This window comes from Candidatus Melainabacteria bacterium RIFOXYA2_FULL_32_9 (assembly GCA_001784615.1).
GTDB lineage: Bacteria > Cyanobacteriota > Vampirovibrionia > Gastranaerophilales > UBA9579 > UBA9579.
In genome coordinates this window covers 1-17,981 of the sequence record MFRQ01000066.1, presented here as the reverse complement: position 1 = coordinate 17,981, position 17,981 = coordinate 1, and the positions used below count along the sequence as shown (strand labels likewise).

General features: G+C 33.6%; 14 protein-coding genes. 7 read left to right on the top strand and 7 right to left on the bottom strand.

Annotation, left to right across the window (positions count from 1 at the left end; all coding sequences use genetic code 11):
- Positions 1 to 372 precede the first annotated feature (372 nt).
- A complete protein-coding gene (locus tag A2255_00905; GenBank protein OGI21132.1) occupies positions 373 to 1,179 on the top strand; it encodes a hypothetical protein in 807 nt (268 codons plus the stop codon).
- A 20-nt stretch (positions 1,180 to 1,199) separates the two neighbouring features.
- On the opposite strand, the gene A2255_00900 is transcribed toward A2255_00905, so the two are convergent.
- Both A2255_00900 and A2255_00895 read right to left on the bottom strand, forming a co-directional pair.
- Positions 1,200 to 1,640 carry a D-tyrosyl-tRNA(Tyr) deacylase gene (locus A2255_00900; GenBank protein OGI21131.1) on the bottom strand — a complete coding sequence of 147 codons (441 nt, stop codon included), beginning with the start codon at positions 1,638 to 1,640 and terminating at the stop codon, positions 1,200 to 1,202.
- A complete protein-coding gene (locus A2255_00895; protein OGI21130.1) occupies positions 1,615 to 3,582 on the bottom strand; it encodes a hypothetical protein in 1,968 nt (655 codons plus the stop codon). Before A2255_00895 ends, A2255_00900 begins: the two co-directional genes overlap by 26 nt.
- Before the next feature lie 284 nt (positions 3,583 to 3,866).
- Here A2255_00895 and A2255_00890 point away from each other — a divergent pair, with 284 nt between their 5' ends.
- The 3 genes from A2255_00890 to A2255_00880 all read left to right on the top strand — a co-directional run bounded on the left by A2255_00890 (position 3,867) and on the right by A2255_00880 (position 7,680).
- Positions 3,867 to 5,156 (top strand): phosphoribosylamine--glycine ligase, encoded by a 1,290-nt coding sequence (locus A2255_00890; protein ID OGI21129.1) that lies wholly within the window; start codon positions 3,867 to 3,869, stop codon positions 5,154 to 5,156.
- A gap of 77 nt (positions 5,157 to 5,233) precedes the next feature.
- Positions 5,234 to 6,676, top strand: a complete 1,443-nt coding sequence (locus A2255_00885; protein OGI21128.1) for a UDP-N-acetylglucosamine diphosphorylase/glucosamine-1-phosphate N-acetyltransferase — start codon at positions 5,234 to 5,236, stop codon at positions 6,674 to 6,676.
- A gap of 32 nt (positions 6,677 to 6,708) precedes the next feature.
- Positions 6,709 to 7,680 (top strand): phosphoribosylpyrophosphate synthetase, encoded by a 972-nt coding sequence (locus tag A2255_00880; protein OGI21133.1) that lies wholly within the window; start codon positions 6,709 to 6,711, stop codon positions 7,678 to 7,680.
- Between the two features lie 325 nt (positions 7,681 to 8,005).
- Here the strand turns inward: A2255_00880 and A2255_00875 are convergent, their stop codons facing one another.
- From A2255_00875 to A2255_00860, 4 genes are all read right to left on the bottom strand, one after another.
- The gene (locus A2255_00875) at positions 8,006 to 8,218 is read right to left on the bottom strand and encodes a hypothetical protein (GenBank protein ID OGI21127.1); all 213 of its coding nucleotides are present in this window, start codon (positions 8,216 to 8,218) and stop codon (positions 8,006 to 8,008) included.
- A complete protein-coding gene (locus A2255_00870) occupies positions 8,199 to 10,022 on the bottom strand; it encodes an arginine--tRNA ligase (GenBank protein OGI21126.1) in 1,824 nt (607 codons plus the stop codon). Before A2255_00870 ends, A2255_00875 begins: the two co-directional genes overlap by 20 nt.
- Before the next feature lie 258 nt (positions 10,023 to 10,280).
- On the bottom strand, positions 10,281 to 12,446 hold the full coding sequence (hppA, locus tag A2255_00865) for a sodium-translocating pyrophosphatase (protein ID OGI21125.1): 2,166 nt from the start codon (positions 12,444 to 12,446) through the stop codon (positions 10,281 to 10,283).
- Positions 12,447 to 12,550: 104 nt separating this feature from the next.
- On the bottom strand, positions 12,551 to 13,927 hold the full coding sequence (locus tag A2255_00860; GenBank protein OGI21124.1) for a hypothetical protein: 1,377 nt from the start codon (positions 13,925 to 13,927) through the stop codon (positions 12,551 to 12,553).
- A 183-nt stretch (positions 13,928 to 14,110) separates the two neighbouring features.
- On the opposite strand from A2255_00860, the gene A2255_00855 reads away from it, so the two are divergent.
- The 3 genes from A2255_00855 (at position 14,111) to A2255_00845 (ending at position 16,938) form a co-directional block, all read left to right on the top strand.
- Complete coding sequence (locus tag A2255_00855) at positions 14,111 to 14,428, top strand: hypothetical protein (GenBank protein ID OGI21123.1); 318 nt, start codon at positions 14,111 to 14,113, stop codon at positions 14,426 to 14,428.
- 89 nt (positions 14,429 to 14,517) lie between these two features.
- Positions 14,518 to 16,566: a hypothetical protein gene (locus A2255_00850; protein OGI21122.1), complete on the top strand. Its 2,049-nt coding sequence runs from the start codon at positions 14,518 to 14,520 to the stop codon at positions 16,564 to 16,566.
- Between the two features lie 9 nt (positions 16,567 to 16,575).
- Positions 16,576 to 16,938, top strand: a complete 363-nt coding sequence (locus tag A2255_00845; protein OGI21121.1) for a hypothetical protein — start codon at positions 16,576 to 16,578, stop codon at positions 16,936 to 16,938.
- A 77-nt stretch (positions 16,939 to 17,015) separates the two neighbouring features.
- Here A2255_00845 and A2255_00840 read toward each other — a convergent pair.
- Positions 17,016 to 17,981: hypothetical protein (locus tag A2255_00840; GenBank protein OGI21120.1), on the bottom strand; the 966-nt coding region annotated here is incomplete at its 5' end.

Below are 17,981 nucleotides of genomic sequence, written 5' to 3'. Positions count from 1 at the left end.
CCTGATTTCAATAAACAAATCAAAATTTATTCATAAAAAACAGCTACCAATTTTTGGGTTTTTTTAATATTTGAGTTATGCGGTGGTCTTTGGTTACAGGAAGCAGGCTGTAAAAATCATAACGGATTTTTCATCAAAATCCTTAATGATTTTTTCTGCTGTCCTTAAAAATATTTTGCTTAATCAGAATAATTTTGATAGAAAATATGAATTTTATATGTTAAAAATGTTTAAGGTGGATATAAAAATTTCTTTTATGCGAATTTTTATGGATAACAGCTAATTTCCTATGAAATATGTGTAAGAATACTATTAGTAACTCAGTTCGGAATGTGGTATATATAGAAAATAATAGTGTGAAGTATAGAATTTATGTCGATAAAAGATATTCAAGAAATATTAGATAAAATGCCCACACTGCCATCAATGCCATTGGTGGTATCAGAAGCTTTGAATATAATTGAGAATCCTAAATCAAATATTAACCAGTTATCAGAAATTATCTCAAAAGATATTTCTATGACGACAGAGATTTTAAAGTTGGTTAACTCTGCATATTATGGCTTTCCATCACAAATCACAACCATTAATAAGGCAATGGCTTTGCTTGGTTTAAATAAAATTAAAAGTTTGATTTTAAGTGTAGCAGTAAAGCCGATGATGATGTCTTATTGTGGAAAAAGTTTATGGGAACATTCAATTAGATGTGCTGTAGGATGTCAAATCATTGCCAAAAGTTTAGGAAATGACCAAACAGATGAAGCATTTGTTATGGGATTATTGCATGACATTGGAAAAACTGTTCTTGAAATTTATAACAAAGAAGGGGTTAAAGAGGTTAACAGATTAGTTGGCCTTGGCGCAGACAGGCTTACAGCAGAGAAAATGATGTTTGGTTTTACCCATACTGAAATAGGCAGAGAATTAGTAGCAAGATGGAAATTGCCAGTAATAATTGGAATTAGTGTAATGTGCCACCATAAACCTCAAGAGTCTGAGAATCCATCTTTGGTTGGTACGGTGTATGTTGCTGATAGAGTTACTCAAGAACAATTAACGTATCCGATTTTGGATCCAGATATTGTTGAGATGCTGGATTTTGATATTCCTGATCCTTTAACTTTGAGAGAGCAAATAACTGTAACAAGTCAATCTATTATTGCTGCTCTTTCCAGATAGCGTTTAGTAGGCTTTTAAAGTTATTTAGCAGATAAAATAAACGTCACTGGACCATCATTAACCAGTGCTATATCCATCATCGCACCAAACTTACCAGTCTTGGGTGTTAGTCCCCTTTCTTCTAGATATTCTAAGAATTTTTCATAAAGAGGTATTGCTGTATCAGGTTTTGCAGCGTTATCAAAACCTGGTCTTTTACCTTTTGAGCAATCTCCTGCTAGTGTAAATTGTGATACAACAAGAATTTCTCCTTTTATATCTAAAAGAGAAAGATTCATTTTTCCTGTGTCATCTGCAAAAATTCTTAGGTCAACAATTTTATTTGCTAAAAACCTTGCCTGCTCTTCAGTATCGCTTTTTTCTATTCCGAGTAAAACAAGAATGCCACTGTTAATCTTTGAAAATAATTCTTTATTTATTTCAACTGATGCATTCTTAACTCGTTGGATTACAGCTTTCATATATTCCATCTCTTAATGCTTGAATGAGTGGGAGATCGTCACTTTTTAGTCGATTGTATGTATGTACAAAGAAATCAGTAGATAATTGAATTAGTTTTTCTATTGATTCTTCGTTGATACTATCATTTATATTTAAATAATTCTGTATCTTGGAAAATTGAGAATAAACCAATCCCCATATAAGTATATTGCGGCCAAGGATTCTATTTTCGATTGTTAAGAAGTTTGTTAGGATTTCACCGCAAGCTTTTTTAAATTCTTCGAGGTTCATTCTATTTAAATTAAATTGCTTAATTAATCTTTCCAGGCTTAATTTACCATCTTCAAAGTAAATAAAGCTCTCATTTAACAATTTAATTACTTGATCTAATTCCTTTGCAATCAATTCATGCCTTTTATTTTGTGAGATTACATTGTATTGTACTGACTCATGGATAATAGATTCAGCATTTAAATCTTCCTTGGCGTATTTTTCAAGAGCAGATCTAAGAGGTATATGTTCAAATCCTTCAAGATAAGCTCCACCTTCTGTTGAATTAATGAACTTTGTCTTATCTGCGAAATCTGCAGCGGCGTTTTCAAAGTATCTGATAAACATAGCATAGCCTGGTTCAGTCCATAGCATTTCCCCATTTTGCCCTTTAACTTGGTATAAATTTTCTGTTATTTCATCAAATCTGAGTTTAGCAAGTTCTTTTATGTGCTCTTTTGGGTATTTTCCTTGCGGATCTAAAATATCAGCTAGATCATCAGGAGTCTGAATCTCAAATTTGCCAGTTTTTTCGTTTTTTACACACTTTAATTTTTCAAATATGCTACCGCTGGAGTAGCATTTACCATCAGTATAAGCTAAATCTTGTCCAATAAGGATTATTGGGTTGCATCCCATAATCCTGGCTGAAAATAAAGCGCACATTGATACTGTGCCTTTGTTATTGTAGTCATCTATATTGATTCCAAAGAGTTTTGCTAACCATTTTGCAGTAAAGTCATTGTTAGGAAGGTAATTAAAGTGTCTTTTAGCAGAAAGATCGTGGAAAGATCTATGAGTCATAGGTTGTAATATTACATTTGTGTTTGATACGTCAGTACCTATGATCTGAAAGGAGCAATCTTGAGCCTCCACAACTGTCAGGAAATCCGGTTCAATTTTATGGTTCAAAGTGGTTTTTAAGGCTGTTCCAACACAGAAAGTTACAATTTTATCTTTATAATCTTTTAAGATATCTATATTTTTGGTTAAAGAAGGTCCTGCTGATATTATTACAGCAGGTTTATCTTTAAATTTATTTCTTAATGATTCTAAATCGTAATGTCTTATTGTTTCAGGTAAGTGTCTTATGCCGCAATATGTCCAACTATAGCATTTTTCGAAAAGATTATCATAGTTATTAGCATATAGGCTTTTAATAAAACTAAGCTCACTTGTTAATTCATGGATTTTATCAGGATACATTTTGGTATATGACTTTAAGAAACTTAGATTTACGTCAGCGTCTCCAAAATAAAGCTTTTCGAAGTTCTTTTGGATGTCCTCGATGGAATCTATTATCACAATATCATTTCTTCTTAAGTCTTGGAAAAAATCTACGTTCTCCAGAGTTATTCTTAATATATCTAAATTAGGTTCATAAACTATTATTTTTCCTTTACTGCTTAAACAGAATCTCTTAAACAGATATCCTAGACCTAATCCAAATAATATATGGATAGTTGATTTTTTGTTTGATGGTACTTTTCTGAATATGTCAAAGGCTTCTTCTTGAGGATCTATATCGTCATGGAGTAAAACACCATTATAAGATAGATTAATATCGTCACATTTTGTTTCTATAAAATCAATATGTCCGTCTAACTGCTCATGTTCTGCAATTTTATCGGCCAATTTCTTATTATATCTTGAAATTTCAGCAAGATTTTTTTCTAAGAAACTCTCTCCCATTTTATTTCATCTTTCTTTAAAATCAAGTTTTAAACTAAATTTAGTATAAATTTTGCTATGTTTAAATTAAGAATTTCCCATTAATTACTATACATTTTAAAGAATGGGTTTTTTATCGTCCGAAAAAAGTATTTAATTATGTTGAGTTTACGGATATGTTTGAGCTTTATTCTGAAAAAGAAGATTTAAAAGTGTTAACTTAGAATATTTAACAATGTATAGTAATAAAATTTTATAGTAAAATTTAATAACACTTAATTTAAGCTACTGGAAGGAGAAGAGAAATGAAGGTTCTAGTAGTTGGTTCTGGAGGCAGAGAACATACTTTAGTATGGAAGTTAAAGCAGAGTAAAAAAGTAAGTCAGATATTTTGTGCACCGGGTAATGCCGGGATAAGAAAACTAGCTCAGTGCGTGGATATAAGAGTTGACGATATTAATGGTTTATGTCAATTTGCCAAGGATAATAATATTGATTTAACTGTGGTTGGCCCTGAATTGCCTTTATCATTAGGTATTGTTGATACTTTCAAGAAAAATAGTTTATTAATTTATGGTCCAACTCAAGCAGCTGCCAGGATTGAGAGCAGTAAAAGCTATGCTAAAAAATTAATGCATAAATACAAGGTTCCTACGGCTGCATTTGCTGTTTTTGATAAGGAAACTCAGGCTATTGATCATGCAAGAAAGTCTAAATATCCTTTAGTTGTTAAATATGATGGTTTAGCTTCTGGTAAGGGTGTCTTTATATGTGAGACTTTTGAGCAGGCAAGAAAAGTAATAGAAGGATGCTTTGAAAACTTATATAAAGCTGTCGTAATTGAAGAATTTTTAGTTGGAAGAGAAGTCTCATTCCAGGTCATTACTGACGGATATAATGCTATTCCTTTATCACCGGCTCAGGATTTCAAAAAAGCATATGATGGCAATACTGGCTCAAATACTGGTGGAATGGGCGCTTATGCTCCAGTTGATTTTGTTGACACTAAATTAGAGCAAAAGATAGCTGAGAAGGTAATATTCCCAATAATTGACGGTTTGAATAATGAAGGAACACCATTTGCAGGTACTTTATATGCAGGATTAATGGTGGATGAAAAAAATGATCCTTACGTAATTGAGTTTAATGCGAGATTTGGTGATCCTGAAACGCAGGTAATTTTGCCATTATTAGAAGATGATTTATTCCAAATATTATATTCTGCTGCAACCGGAGCATTGAGTGACGATTATGAAACCTTTAATATAAGTGATTCTCATGCCATTACTGTAGTTATTGCTTCTGGCGGATATCCCGGGAACTTTAAAAAAGGTTATCCAATTGAAGGTTTAGAAAATATAGACGATGATGATTTAATTGTATTCCATTCTGGAACCACAATGAATCAGTATGGTGAAGTTGTTACTAACGGTGGCCGTGTTTTGACAGTTACAGCAACTGCTTCAACTTTGCATAGAGCTTATGACAGAGTATATGAATCTATTGACCTCATTAAATTTAAAGATATGAGATATAGAAAGGACATTGCAAAGTCTCAAGTAAAAGACAAAGATTTTTTTGTAAATAAAACTTAACTTCATCTATTTTAAAAACAACTTTAATCATTGTTTTTATTTGATAAAGTATAGGTAGAGCATTTTTAGGATATAAAATGGAAACTACTGATTCAATTAAAGCAATAGTTCTTGCAGCAGGTAAGGGAACCAGGATGAAATCATCAGTTCCCAAAGTACTGCATGATATGCTTGGCAAGACTTTAGTTGAAAGAGTTATAAATCAAGTTTTAAATATATCCAACATTTCTGAGATTTTTGTAGTGGTTGGCCACCAGGCTGATAGGGTTTCAGACTTTATTGATAAAGTTTATGCTGTTAACGCTTGTCCTGTGAGATCTGTTTTACAACAACCTCAATTAGGGACCGGAGATGCAGTATTTAAAGTGTATGATAATTTAAAATCATTTAATGGAACCGTTTTGGTTTTATGTGGTGATACTCCTTTATTAACCTCAGAAACACTAAATAATTTTATAGATTTTCACAGGGAATCAAAAGCTGCACTGACGGTGCTATCTGCAATACTGGATCAACCTAAGAATTATGGACGAATAGTAAGAGATTCCAGTAGAAATGTAAAGCGAATTACAGAAGAAAAAGATGCAAATCAAGAAGAGAAGCTAATAAAAGAAATAAATGCAGGTGTGTACTGTCTAGAATGGGAAAAAGTATCACCTGCATTTTTTGATCTGACTACAAATAACGAGCAGGGAGAGTATTATTTAACAGATATAATTGACTGGTCCTGTAAAAAAGGATTAAAAGTTGAGGCATATACAGTAAGTGATAATACAGAGATCCTCGGAATTAACTCAAAATCAGATTTAGCCTTTGCTGGACGCTTACTAAATAAGCGAGTGCTTAATAATTTAATGGAAAATGGTGTTACTATAGTTGATACTGAAAGCACCTGGATATCTCCTGAGACTGATATATGTCAAGATACGGTGATATTTCCCGGTTGTTATATTGAGGGGCAAAACAGCATTGGCAGCAATTGTGTATTAGGTCCAAATCTCTTTATTGGTGGAAATGTTACTGCTAAGGATAATGTAAAGATTTTTCAATCCAGGGTTTCTAATGCTGTTATATCTGAAAATAGTTCAGTAGGCCCTTTTGCTCATATTAGAGATAGTGTAGAAATAAGTAATAATGTAAGAGTTGGTAATTTTGTCGAAATTAAAAACTCTGTAATTGATGAATCTAGTAATGTTGCTCATTTAAGCTACATAGGAGATTCCACTCTGGGTAAAAACGTAAATATAGGTGCAGGAACTATAACAGCTAATTACGATCCGCTTACCAGGAAAAAGAGCAAGACTTGTATAGAAGATGGTGCAAAAATTGGTTCAAATTCTGTATTGGTCGCTCCAATTAAAATTGGTAGAGGGGCAAATGTTGCTGCAGGATCTGTAATAACTAAAGATGTTCCATCTTTATCACTTGCAATTGCAAGAGGACAGCAAAAGGTGATAGAAGGATGGGTAGATAAAAAACTAAAAACAATGTCAAGGGATAATATAATAGCAGAAAACTAGGTATAATGGAGGACAAAAAATTGGTAATTGAAATGCATTTGCCTGAACAAGAGGGAAGAATAAAACCAACTCACGATATTAAAATTTTTTCCGGAAGGTCAAATCCTGAATTAGCTCAAGAAATTGCAGAACATTTAGGAACAACAGTTGGTCCAATGATCATAAAAAACTTCAGTGATGGAGAAATTTACGTTCAGATTCAGGAAAGCATAAGAGGCGATGATGTTTTCATAGTTCAGCCAGTATGTGATCCAGTAAACAAGAATTTAATGGAATTGCTCATTATGATCGATGCATTTAAACGTGCAAGTGCTAAGAAAATTACCGCCGTGATTCCATATTATGCTTATGCAAGACAGGATAGGAAGAGTGCTGGAAGAGAAGCAATTACTGCAAAATTAGTTGCTGATCTTTTGACTACTGCCGGTGCAAATAGAGTATTAGCTTTGGATTTACATACAGGTCAGATACAAGGATTCTTTAATATCCTTGTAGATCATATATATTCAACACCAGTTTTAATTAAATATATTAAGCAGAAAAAGTTTGAAGCTGAACTTGTGGCGGTAAGCCCTGATGCAGGTGGAGTTGAAAGAACAAGATTCATTGCTAAAAAGCTTAATTGTCCAATTGCTATTGTTGATAAAAGACGTCAGGCACACAATGTAGCTAAAGTTGAAAATGTTATAGGTGATGTTAAGGGTAAATCAGCAATTTTAATTGATGATATTATTGATACAGCTGGTACGATTACAGAAGCAGCTAAACTTCTTATCAAAGAAGGTGCAAAAGAAGTATTTGTATGTGCTGCTCATCCTGTATTCAGTGGCCCGGCTTTAGAAAGATTAGAAAATTCTCCTGTAAAAGAAGTTATTGTAACAAATACTATTCCTTTAAAACCGGGTGCTCCAGCAAAAATAAAACAATTAAGCATAGCTTCATTATTAGGAGATGCCATTACAAGAATTCACGATGATGAATCTGTAAGCTCCTTATTTGATTAGTATTTACTAGAAAAAGTATAATTAAACTCTTATAATATATTTAGGTGTTTGCTTAGAATATAGAATGTCATTGCGAGCCTGCAACGCAGGCGTGGCAATCTATCTGATGAATACTGGAAAGATTACCACGGTGACACAGTCACCTTTTCTAAATTCATCAATCTTGGTAATGAGACTATGATTGTAGACTTTAATGGTGCAGCTTTGCTGCCTCCTCGTAATGACAGTTTGGGCTATTTTTAAAATTTTATTAATGCCATGTAAATATTAGAAATCTTTTACCAACACCTGTATTTAAAAAGGACTCTTTAGAGAGTCCTTTTTGCTATGTTCCCTGTTTATTCTTGATATCTAAAGCTGCATTGTGTGCCAATATATAGACAGCGCAGGTTTTATAGTTTTTCATATACCAGGCACAATTTTCTTCCGCACATATTTGTGGAACATCGGTTTTAGAACTCATAATTGGACAAATTGGAGTTTGATTCATACTTCTATCCTCTATTTTGGAGTAAATATTACATTGATTCAGGAGCATTAACTCCTAATAAATTTAATGCATTATTTATTACTTGTTTTGTAGCATAAACAAGGCTTAATCTTGCTTTCATGACAGGCTCTTCAATATTTAAGACTCGTGTAAATGTGTAGAAATAATGAAAATCACTTGCAAGCTCTTGTATATATCTTGTTATTTGGTATGGAGCTCTAAACTTAGCTGCGCTGAGTATAAGATCCTGGAATGATTCGAGTTTTAGAATAAGAGCTTTAGTTGATTCAACTTCTTTTTCGCTATTTGTGCTCCATAAGGCATTTAACATTACAGAATCAAATTTCTCAGGTTTAATCATATCATTTAAGTCTTCCTGAGCTATGAATGGAGGTAATGTAGTTCTTGTATCCTGATCAAGTCTTTCTGATGTTGCAGTTCTTAAGATACTGCAAGCTCTGGCATGTGCATATTGAACATAATAAACAGGGTTTTCGTCGGAACAGGATTTTGCCAGATCGACATCAAAATCAAGAGTTGTGTCGATACTTCTCATAATCATCCAGTAACGAGTTGCATCAACACCAACCTCGTCAATAAGTTCTTCTAATGTGAGCATTTTTCTTCTTTTGCCCATTCTAACCTGCTCACCACTAATTATCAGATTAACAAGCTGGCCAAGTAGAACTTCTAAGCAATTACTGTCATATCCAAGAGCTTCTATAGCTGCTTTTATTCTGGCAACATACCCATGGTGGTCTGCACCCCAAATGTTTATTAACCTTTCATAGCCTCTTTTTAACTTATCATAGTGATAAGCTATATCAGCAGTCAAGTATGTATATGATCCATCTGATTTTATAATAACTCTATCCTGATCATCACCGTACTGTGCAGATTTAAACCAGGTAGCATCTTCTTTATCATAAAGTTCGTTTCTTGTTTTTAATTTTTCAATAGTTTTTGCGACTTCGCCTGTTTCATGAAGAGAAGTTTCGCTGAACCAGGTATTAAAATGGACTCTAAACTTATTAAGCAGATCTTTCTGCTCTTGGAGTAAAATAGCTTTTGCATAATCTGACATTTCTTTTATAACTGTGTCAGATGGCTTATAGGGATCGGGGTTATTTTTATATAATTCTTCAGCTTTTTCTTTGTTTTCTTTGATATAATCCTGAGCCAGGTCTATTAAATATTCTCCAGGATAATAGTTTTTAGAGCCTTCTTCTTCTGTTTCAGGAAGTTTTGCGTCATAGCCAAGAGCCTGTAGGACTCTTAACCATAATGATCTTCCAAGATTATTAACTTGATTACCGGCATCATTTATATAAAATTCCTGATCCACATCATATCCTGAAAAGCCGAGTAAATTGGATAAAGCACTTCCTACAGCTGCCCATCTTCCGTGACCTATATGTAGTGGTCCTGTTGGGTTTGCTGAAACGTATTCCAGAAGCACTTTTTCTGAATTACCAAGATTATTTCTTCCATAGTCTTTGTTCTCGGTAATTATTTTCTGGATGCTATTATTTAGCCAGGATTTACCAAGCTTAAAATTGATGAATCCACTAATTACATTTATTTCTGTGTCTTGTAAGTCTATATGTGACACTATTGCTTCTGCTATTCTAGGGGGTGGCATTTTTGCAAATCTTGCTAATGGTGAAACATTAACTGCATAATCGCCAAATTCAGCATTTCTTGTCTTTTCAATTGCTATAATGCCAGATATATCTTCACTTATTTGTCCTAAATTTCCAGCTTTAATGGCTTGATTAATTGCGTATATAACTTTGTCACAAATTATTTGCTTGATCATATTTCCAACTCTATTTATTTCTTTCTTGTTCATTATAATATAAAAAATTAATCCATGAATATTACTAGTACTCTATTAAATAAATTATATAGGCTGGAAAGTTTCCTCCGTCGCTGATGCACCTTAAAATTAACATGGTGCATAGGCTTCCTTCGAAAACTTTCCAGCCTATAACAACTTTAACAAAACTAATTTAACATAACACTAATAACGCAAAAGATATGACGCATGAGTGAGCATATTCACTTTGTCTAATATGAAAAATTTAATTATTGAGACTAATTGTGATTTTTATACAAGGAATGAAACAAGTAAAAGAGCTACAATGTTGAGTATTTTTATCATAGGATTAATAGCTGGACCCGCTGTATCTTTATATGGATCACCAACTGTATCCCCGGTGACTGCCGCCTGATGAGCAAAAGATCCTTTGCCACCGAGATTTCCGTCTTCAATGTATTTTTTGGCATTATCCCACGCTCCACCACCGGTAGTCATGGAAATAGCTACAAATAAGCCTGTAATGATACTTCCTACTAATAATCCGCCTATCATTTTAGCGCCAGGATATGCTTCATAAGGTAATAATTCAGTAATTACCAATAATCTGCCGATAATAAGAAGAATTATAGGGATTAATACAGGAAATAATGCCGGAGTCATCATTTCTTTGATGGCAGACTTTGCAACAATATCAACGCTGGTAGCATAATCTGGTTTTGCTGTACCTTCCATAATGCCCGGGATTTCTCTAAATTGTCGTCTTACTTCTTCTACTACTTTGCTGCCTGTTTTGCCTACAGCTTCCATTGCGTAGGAAGCGAATAAAAATGGAATTAAGCCGCCTATGAACAGACCCACCAGTACATAAGGGTCTGCCAGGTTAAAAGCAGTGGTAATTCTTATAAGATTTTCCAGCGTGATTCCGCCAGCTTCAAGGGCTGCATCTTTAAGATCTTGAATATATGATGAAAATAACACTATTGCAGCTAATCCTGCTGAACCTATAGCATAACCTTTAGTTACGGCTTTAGTAGTATTTCCAACAGCATCTAGCGGGTCAGTAACGTTTCTTACTTCATCTCCCATTTCTGCCATTTCTGCAATACCGCCGGCATTATCTGTTATTGGTCCATAAGAATCCAGTGCTACAATTATTCCAGCCATAGATAACATTGCCATTGCAGCAAGAGCAACTCCATATAAACCTACCAATGAATAAGAAATTATAATGCCAAGTGCAATAAATATAACAGGTAAAGCTGTTGCTCTCATACCTACAGCTAGCCCTGCTATTATATTTGTGGCATGCCCTGTAACAGAAGATTTAGCAATATGGCGAACTGGCTGAAAGGCTACAGAAGTGTAATATTCAGTAGTTATTACAATTAATGCAGTCACCAATATGCCTACAGTAGTAGCAAGAAATAGGCTAATAGGTGAATATATTGTACTGCCTAATGCTAATCCATCTGGAAATAATGCAAATGTTACTCCAAGAAATCCGATTAGAGAGATAATTACAGTAGTTATTAAGCCTATATATAAAGCTCTCATTATTTTATTGTCTTTTCCTAGTTTTACAAATAATGTACCAATAACCGTTGCTAAAGCTGAAATTCCAGCTAAAATCAGTGGATATGCTACGACAGTAGGATCGCCAAAAATTATTGAGCCTAATAACATAGTAGCTATGGCTGTCACTGCAAATGTTTCAAACAAATCAGCTGCCATGCCGGCGCAATCACCAACATTATCGCCAACGTTATCCGCAATAACAGCAGGGTTTCTTGGGTCATCTTCAGGAATACCGGCTTCTATTTTTCCTACAAGGTCTGCGCCGACATCGGCAGCTTTTGTAAAAATACCTCCGCCTAATCTGGCAAAGAGGCTTATTAAGCTTGAGCCAAAGGCCAATCCTATTAATGGTCTAACTGCATCAGTAGTATTATCCGGGTAGAAGAAAGTACTAAGAATAATATAATATCCGGCAACCCCAAGAAGTCCTAAGCCAATAACCAGTAATCCTGTAACCGTACCACCTTTGAATGCTACATCTAGTGCTGGAGCAAGGCCACTCCTTGCTGCTTGTGCTGTTCTTACATTAGCTTTAACAGATACAAACATTCCTATATATCCTGCTAGTGCGCTTAAACTTGCACCAATCAGATATCCAACCGCAATAAGAATACCAAATGTCCAGCTTTTTTGTAATCCAAATACCACTAATAATATCGTGAACAGGATAATCGCAACCATAGCTACAGTTTTATACTGTCTATTCATATAGGCTTTAGCACCTTCTTGAATGTATGATGCTATTTCCTGCATTTTTGCGGTTCCAGCATCAAGCTTGAGAATAGATCTTCTTATTATTAGTCCGTAGCTAATTACAATTATGGCGCTGAGTATTGTAAGAATTAGATAAAAATTTGAAGGGTTTTCTTGTGAAAACATAAATTATCCCCCTAACCTAATTTTATCCGTTATATATGTTTTATTAGCCTTAAGTTTATATTTTAAGGCTAATAATTTTGATTTTTGAGAAAATATAAAAAGATTTAATCAGAAATAACAGTAATTTGAGTAAGATGATTAAGAGCTTTTAAGTGTGTTTCTTTTATTTTTTCTCCTGTTGTTATAATAGGGATTCCTGGTGGGTATGTGACAATAGTTTCTGCTGCAACTAACCCAATACTATCTTTTATATTAACCACTTTTGATTTTTTATGTAAGGCTTCTTGTGGGCTATATATAATTTCAGGTAGGACTAAGGGAGTAATAAAATTTTCCTGCTTTTCGAATTTTTTTAATGATTTTCTTGAATTCATAATAGCAATAGCTAATTTATCTAGTTTTTTCTTGCTGGTTCCTATTCCAGTTAGGGCAAGAATTGATTTATCATTATCCATTTCAACTTCAATATTGTATTTTTCTTGAAGCAAATTAGATAATTTGTATCCTGAAACATCTTTTATCCCAAGTAGTATCTTGGTTTTATCGATATTATACTGGTCAGTATCCTGTAAAAATAAGATATCACTGTATTTTGATAGCTTTTTATGAAATTTATCAATATCATTAAGTAAACTATCCAGCTTTTTTTGACCAGGCTTTGAAGATAAATACTCTATAGTGGCTTCTATACTTGCTAATATTAAGTACGATGGAGAAGTTGTATTTATTATATTTAAGCATTGTTGAAGTTTTCCAGGGTCTATTTTTGAAGAACTGCTCAAGTGTAAAATTGCGCCTTGTGTAAGGCTGGAAGCATTTTTATGAAGAGACTGAACTGAAGCATCAGCGCCTAATTGTATTGCAGGAGTGGGAAGTCTTTCGCTGAAATTCCATAATGATCCGTGAGCTTCATCTACGATTAATAAGACTCCTTTTTTCTGGCATGATTTAGCTATTGTTGCTATATCAGAAATAACCCCCTGATATGTGGGACTGGTAATCCATACAGCTTTTATCTCAGGGTTGTTATTTAGACAATTCGTTATTTCTATAGGATTTACCTGTCCTGGAATATTCCATTCATTAATCCATTCAGTATTTATCCATACAGGCATGGCCCCTGACAAAATTAAAGCGTTAATTACTGATTTATGAGCATTTCTAGCTATTAGTACTTTCTCTCCGGGTTTTACTGTTGCCAGCATTAATGCCAGTATTCCTGAAGATGAGCCATTAACCAGATAATAAGAAGCTTTGCTTCCATATATCTCACTTGCTTTTTGTTGAGATTTTAATATTGCACCTGTTGGGTTTTGGAGATTATCAAGACCTTCTATTTCTGATAAATCCATCTTAAAAGTTTTTTTATTTATTAAAGTTTTGATCTCAGGCAAAATGCCCAGTCCTTGTGAATGGCCGGGTGTGGTAAATAATATAGATTTATTTTTGATAACTTTTTTTAAAGCTTTAATTAGGTACATAAGATAAATTTTTCAACCCGAGTGACTAGAAAAAATCTTATTAAAACTCTATTTATACTAGCATAATTAATTAACTATGTCTGTAAAGGTGTCTAATAAATAATATTTGCTCAAAGTGTTAATATCAGATGATCGAATAGATAAGAATTCAGGATTAATCGGGCTAATCTTAGGGGGTATAATATGGGTTTTTTAGATAAATTTGCGTTATTTTCAATTAGTTTTGTTCTGGGAATGGTAACTACATCAGGTTTTATGTCTTTTCAATATGATAATCTCTATAATCCTTTACTTGATAAAAAGTTCAATTTTGTTCTGGAAAATGGTATTGAATCTCCTTTTTCTAATGATAAAAAGTTGGAGTGTAATGGAAAAACTAATCCATCAAAAATAAGAACTAAAGATTTATCTGAGTTATTAATGCAGAAAGAACTCATTAAATTAGCTGTTTTCGAATCTGTAACCGGTAAAAGCAAGGAAAATCATATTCAAGGCTATTAATTCTATTAGGGATAGAGAACTTTTTTATAGTAAAATTAGGTATTATTGATAATACTTAATTCATTTTGTATGGAAGAAAAATATATTCTATGAATTCTCAGAACTTATTTGATATACCAAAACGAATACAGGAATTTAGAGATAAAATTAATTATCATAATTATCTTTATTATGTTAAGGATGCACCAGAAATTTCTGATGCTGAATTTGACAGGCTTTTTAACGAATTAAAGTCGTTAGAGAAAGATTATCCTGAATTAATAACTCCTGATAGTCCTACCCAGAGGATTGGTGCTATTCCTGCTAAAGAATTTGAGCAAGTTAAACACAGATTTAGGCTTTACAGTCTTGATAATGCTAATTCAGAAGATGAGTTAATAGATTGGCATAAGCGTACCAGTAAGTATTTTCCAGACGCAGGAAATATAGAATTTGTGTGTGAATTGAAAATTGACGGTCTTGCTATAGCCTTAACTTATGAAAATGGACATTTTGTCAGAGGTGCAACAAGAGGTGATGGGGTTACAGGGGAAGATATTACCCAAAACCTTAAAACTGTAAGAAGTATTCCTCTTAAACTATTCCCACTTGATAATGAGGCAATGCCTGAGTTGATTGAAGCAAGAGGCGAGGTTTACATGCCTAAAGCAGCCTTTGAAAAGTTAAATGAAAGAAGAAGGGAATTAGGAGAGCCTGAATTTGCAAATCCGAGAAATGCAGGTAGTGGATCAGTAAGACAGTTAGATTCCAGAATTACTGCTGATAGAGATCTTGATATATTCGTATATGGCGGAGTTATTTTGGGGTTAAAAGGTGAATTACCTAAAACCCACTGGGATTTATTGCAAGTTTTCAGAAAACTAGGTTTTAAAGTTAATAATACAAGTAAGTTATGTAAAAATATAGATGAAGTTCTTGATTATATAAGATGTTGGGATGATAAAAGATTTGATCTTGGTTATGCTACCGATGGTGTAGTAATTAAGGTTAATGATCTCACTAAGCATGATGAGATGGGATATACAGCAAGAAGTCCAAGATGGGCTGTAGCTTTTAAATTTCCTCCAGAAGAGGTTATTACAACATTATTAGATGTTGAATTTAGTGTAGGCAGAACGGGTGCTATTACGCCAATTGCTCATTTAGAGCCTGTCCAACTTGCAGGAACTACTGTTGCCAGAGCCAGTTTACATAATGCTGATGAAATTCAAAGATTAGACCTGAGATATGGTGATAAAGTATATGTAAAAAAGGCGGCTGAAATTATTCCTAAGGTTATTGGAGTTGATAAATCTCAAAGAAAAGAAGATAGTGAGCCTGTAAGATTTCCACAGTATTGTCCATCTTGTGGAACCCCTCTAGAGAGAAAGGAAAATGAGGTCATAAATTATTGTCCTAATATTTTAGGTTGCAAAGATCAGCTAAAAGGTCGCCTTGAACACTGGGTCAGTAGAGAAGCAATGGATATTGATGGTGTTGGATCATCTTTAATAGCACAATTCGTAGATAATAATTTAGTAAAAGATCCCGCTGATCTGTATACTTTAACTAAAGAAAATATTCTTTCTCTTGAGAGAATGGCTGAAAAATCTGCTACAAATATTATTGAGGCAATTCAAGCTAGTAAAGACAGACCGTTAAATCGTTTAATCAATGCTTTAGGTATTAAATATGTAGGTAAAGAGACAGCAGATGTTCTAAGTAAGAATTTTTATTCGATCGAAGAACTCAAATCGGCTACTTATGAACAATTAGCCTCAATTGAAGGCATCGGAGAAAAAATAGCACAAAGTGTTATAAGTTATTTTGCTAACCCTGATACCATTATAATGATTGATAAATTAAGACAACATGGTGTTAAACTGGAAGAAACAAAAGAAGAAATACAAAGTAAGCAAGCTCTTGCCGGTAAAACGTTTGTACTTACAGGTACTTTAGAAACCCTGGATAGAAATGAGGCAAGTGATATAATAAAAAAATTGGGTGGAAAAGTTACAAGCAGCGTGAGTAAAAATACTTCTTTCGTTGTTGTAGGAGAAAATCCCGGATCAAAATATAACAAAGCTGTAAATTTAGGTGTTAAAATTATAAGTGAGAAAGAATTTTTAGAGCTCTTGAATACCCTGGAGGTTAGATAATTAGAATCTATGAATAAAAATTTTAAGGTTGTTCAAATTCACGGTTTATCAGGCATTTTAATATTAGGATTTGTATTAACAGGCTTAGTCTGCGGGTTTGTGATATTTCCAATCTGGGTAATTATGAACGCCTGGAATGCTATAGCTGGTGATATACTAGGTGGTCCTGTTATCAATTATTTTCAGGCATTCTTATTATGGTTGGCTATAGCTTTAATATTTTATCTTGTGTTAAAAAATAGTATTTCCATAAAAATTCAAAAAGAAGAATGCATTGATTCAAGAGATATAAAAGATATAGTTAGCGAGATTAAAGAAGAAAAAGATACAGAAGCTGAGGATATAAGAGAAAAAAAAGAAACTAGAAGATAAAAAAATGAGACTTGCAAGAAAGCAAGTCTCATTTTTTTATCTTCTAGTAAATTGATATAGACTCAAGGTTCTTTAACCTATGTTATAGCGATTTGAGCAATAGATTTAATTGCTGGCCAGTCAAATCTCCATAACCCAGAAGCGTCAAGGGCATAATTTCCTACACAGGATAGCTTGCAATCCTTACAAGCATTGGCCACATCAAGAAATTCCTTTGCTCTTAATGCTTCACCTAATGACATTTTACGTAGATTTATGCCTTCTATAGGTTTTCTATCAGTGCACCTTAAGATATCGCCATTAGAGTACACAACTGTTGCTATTCTTGGCCAGTGACATTCATAATAAGACTTTTTATCTATTAAATAATCCATAAAGTAGTATGAATTTCTAATAGGATATCCTTGTTGTTTTAGGGATTTTATACCTTTAAATATTTCAGAAAGTTTTTCGTTCTCGTATTCAAGCTCTTTTAAGCCGTCTTTGCCTTCCCATTCTTTAAAATCCTGATTGCTCTTATTGACGGTGAAGTATAAGAGGATATCGAGGTCTTTGCAGAGATTTGCAACTTCAGTTAAATCTTCAAGAGTTGTTGCTTTAGATACTGTGCAACAAACATATATTCTCATTTTTGGATAATGTTTTTTATGAAATTGAATACCGCTTATACACTTATCAAAAAGGCCATGCATATTTCCACGAACTATATCGTGTTTTTCTCCGATAGCATCAATAGATACAAATATTAAATCAGTATAACGCCCAAATTCATGGTTTTCTTCCAAAAACCAACCATTTGTGGCCATTTTGGTGTACATGCCGTTATCGTGAGAAGCTTTAGCTATTTCAGTAAAATCTTGTCTTAAAAGCGGCTCACCACCCCAGAGGATGCTGTTCATATAGCCTTCTTTTTTAGCTTCAGCGTATATTCTTTGAATTTCAGGAAGAGTTAAATCTTCGTTATCTTTATGATGTTTCCAGAAGCAGAAGCTGCAATTGCAGTTGCACTTGCTGGTTACCATATGTGAAAAAGTAAAAGGTCT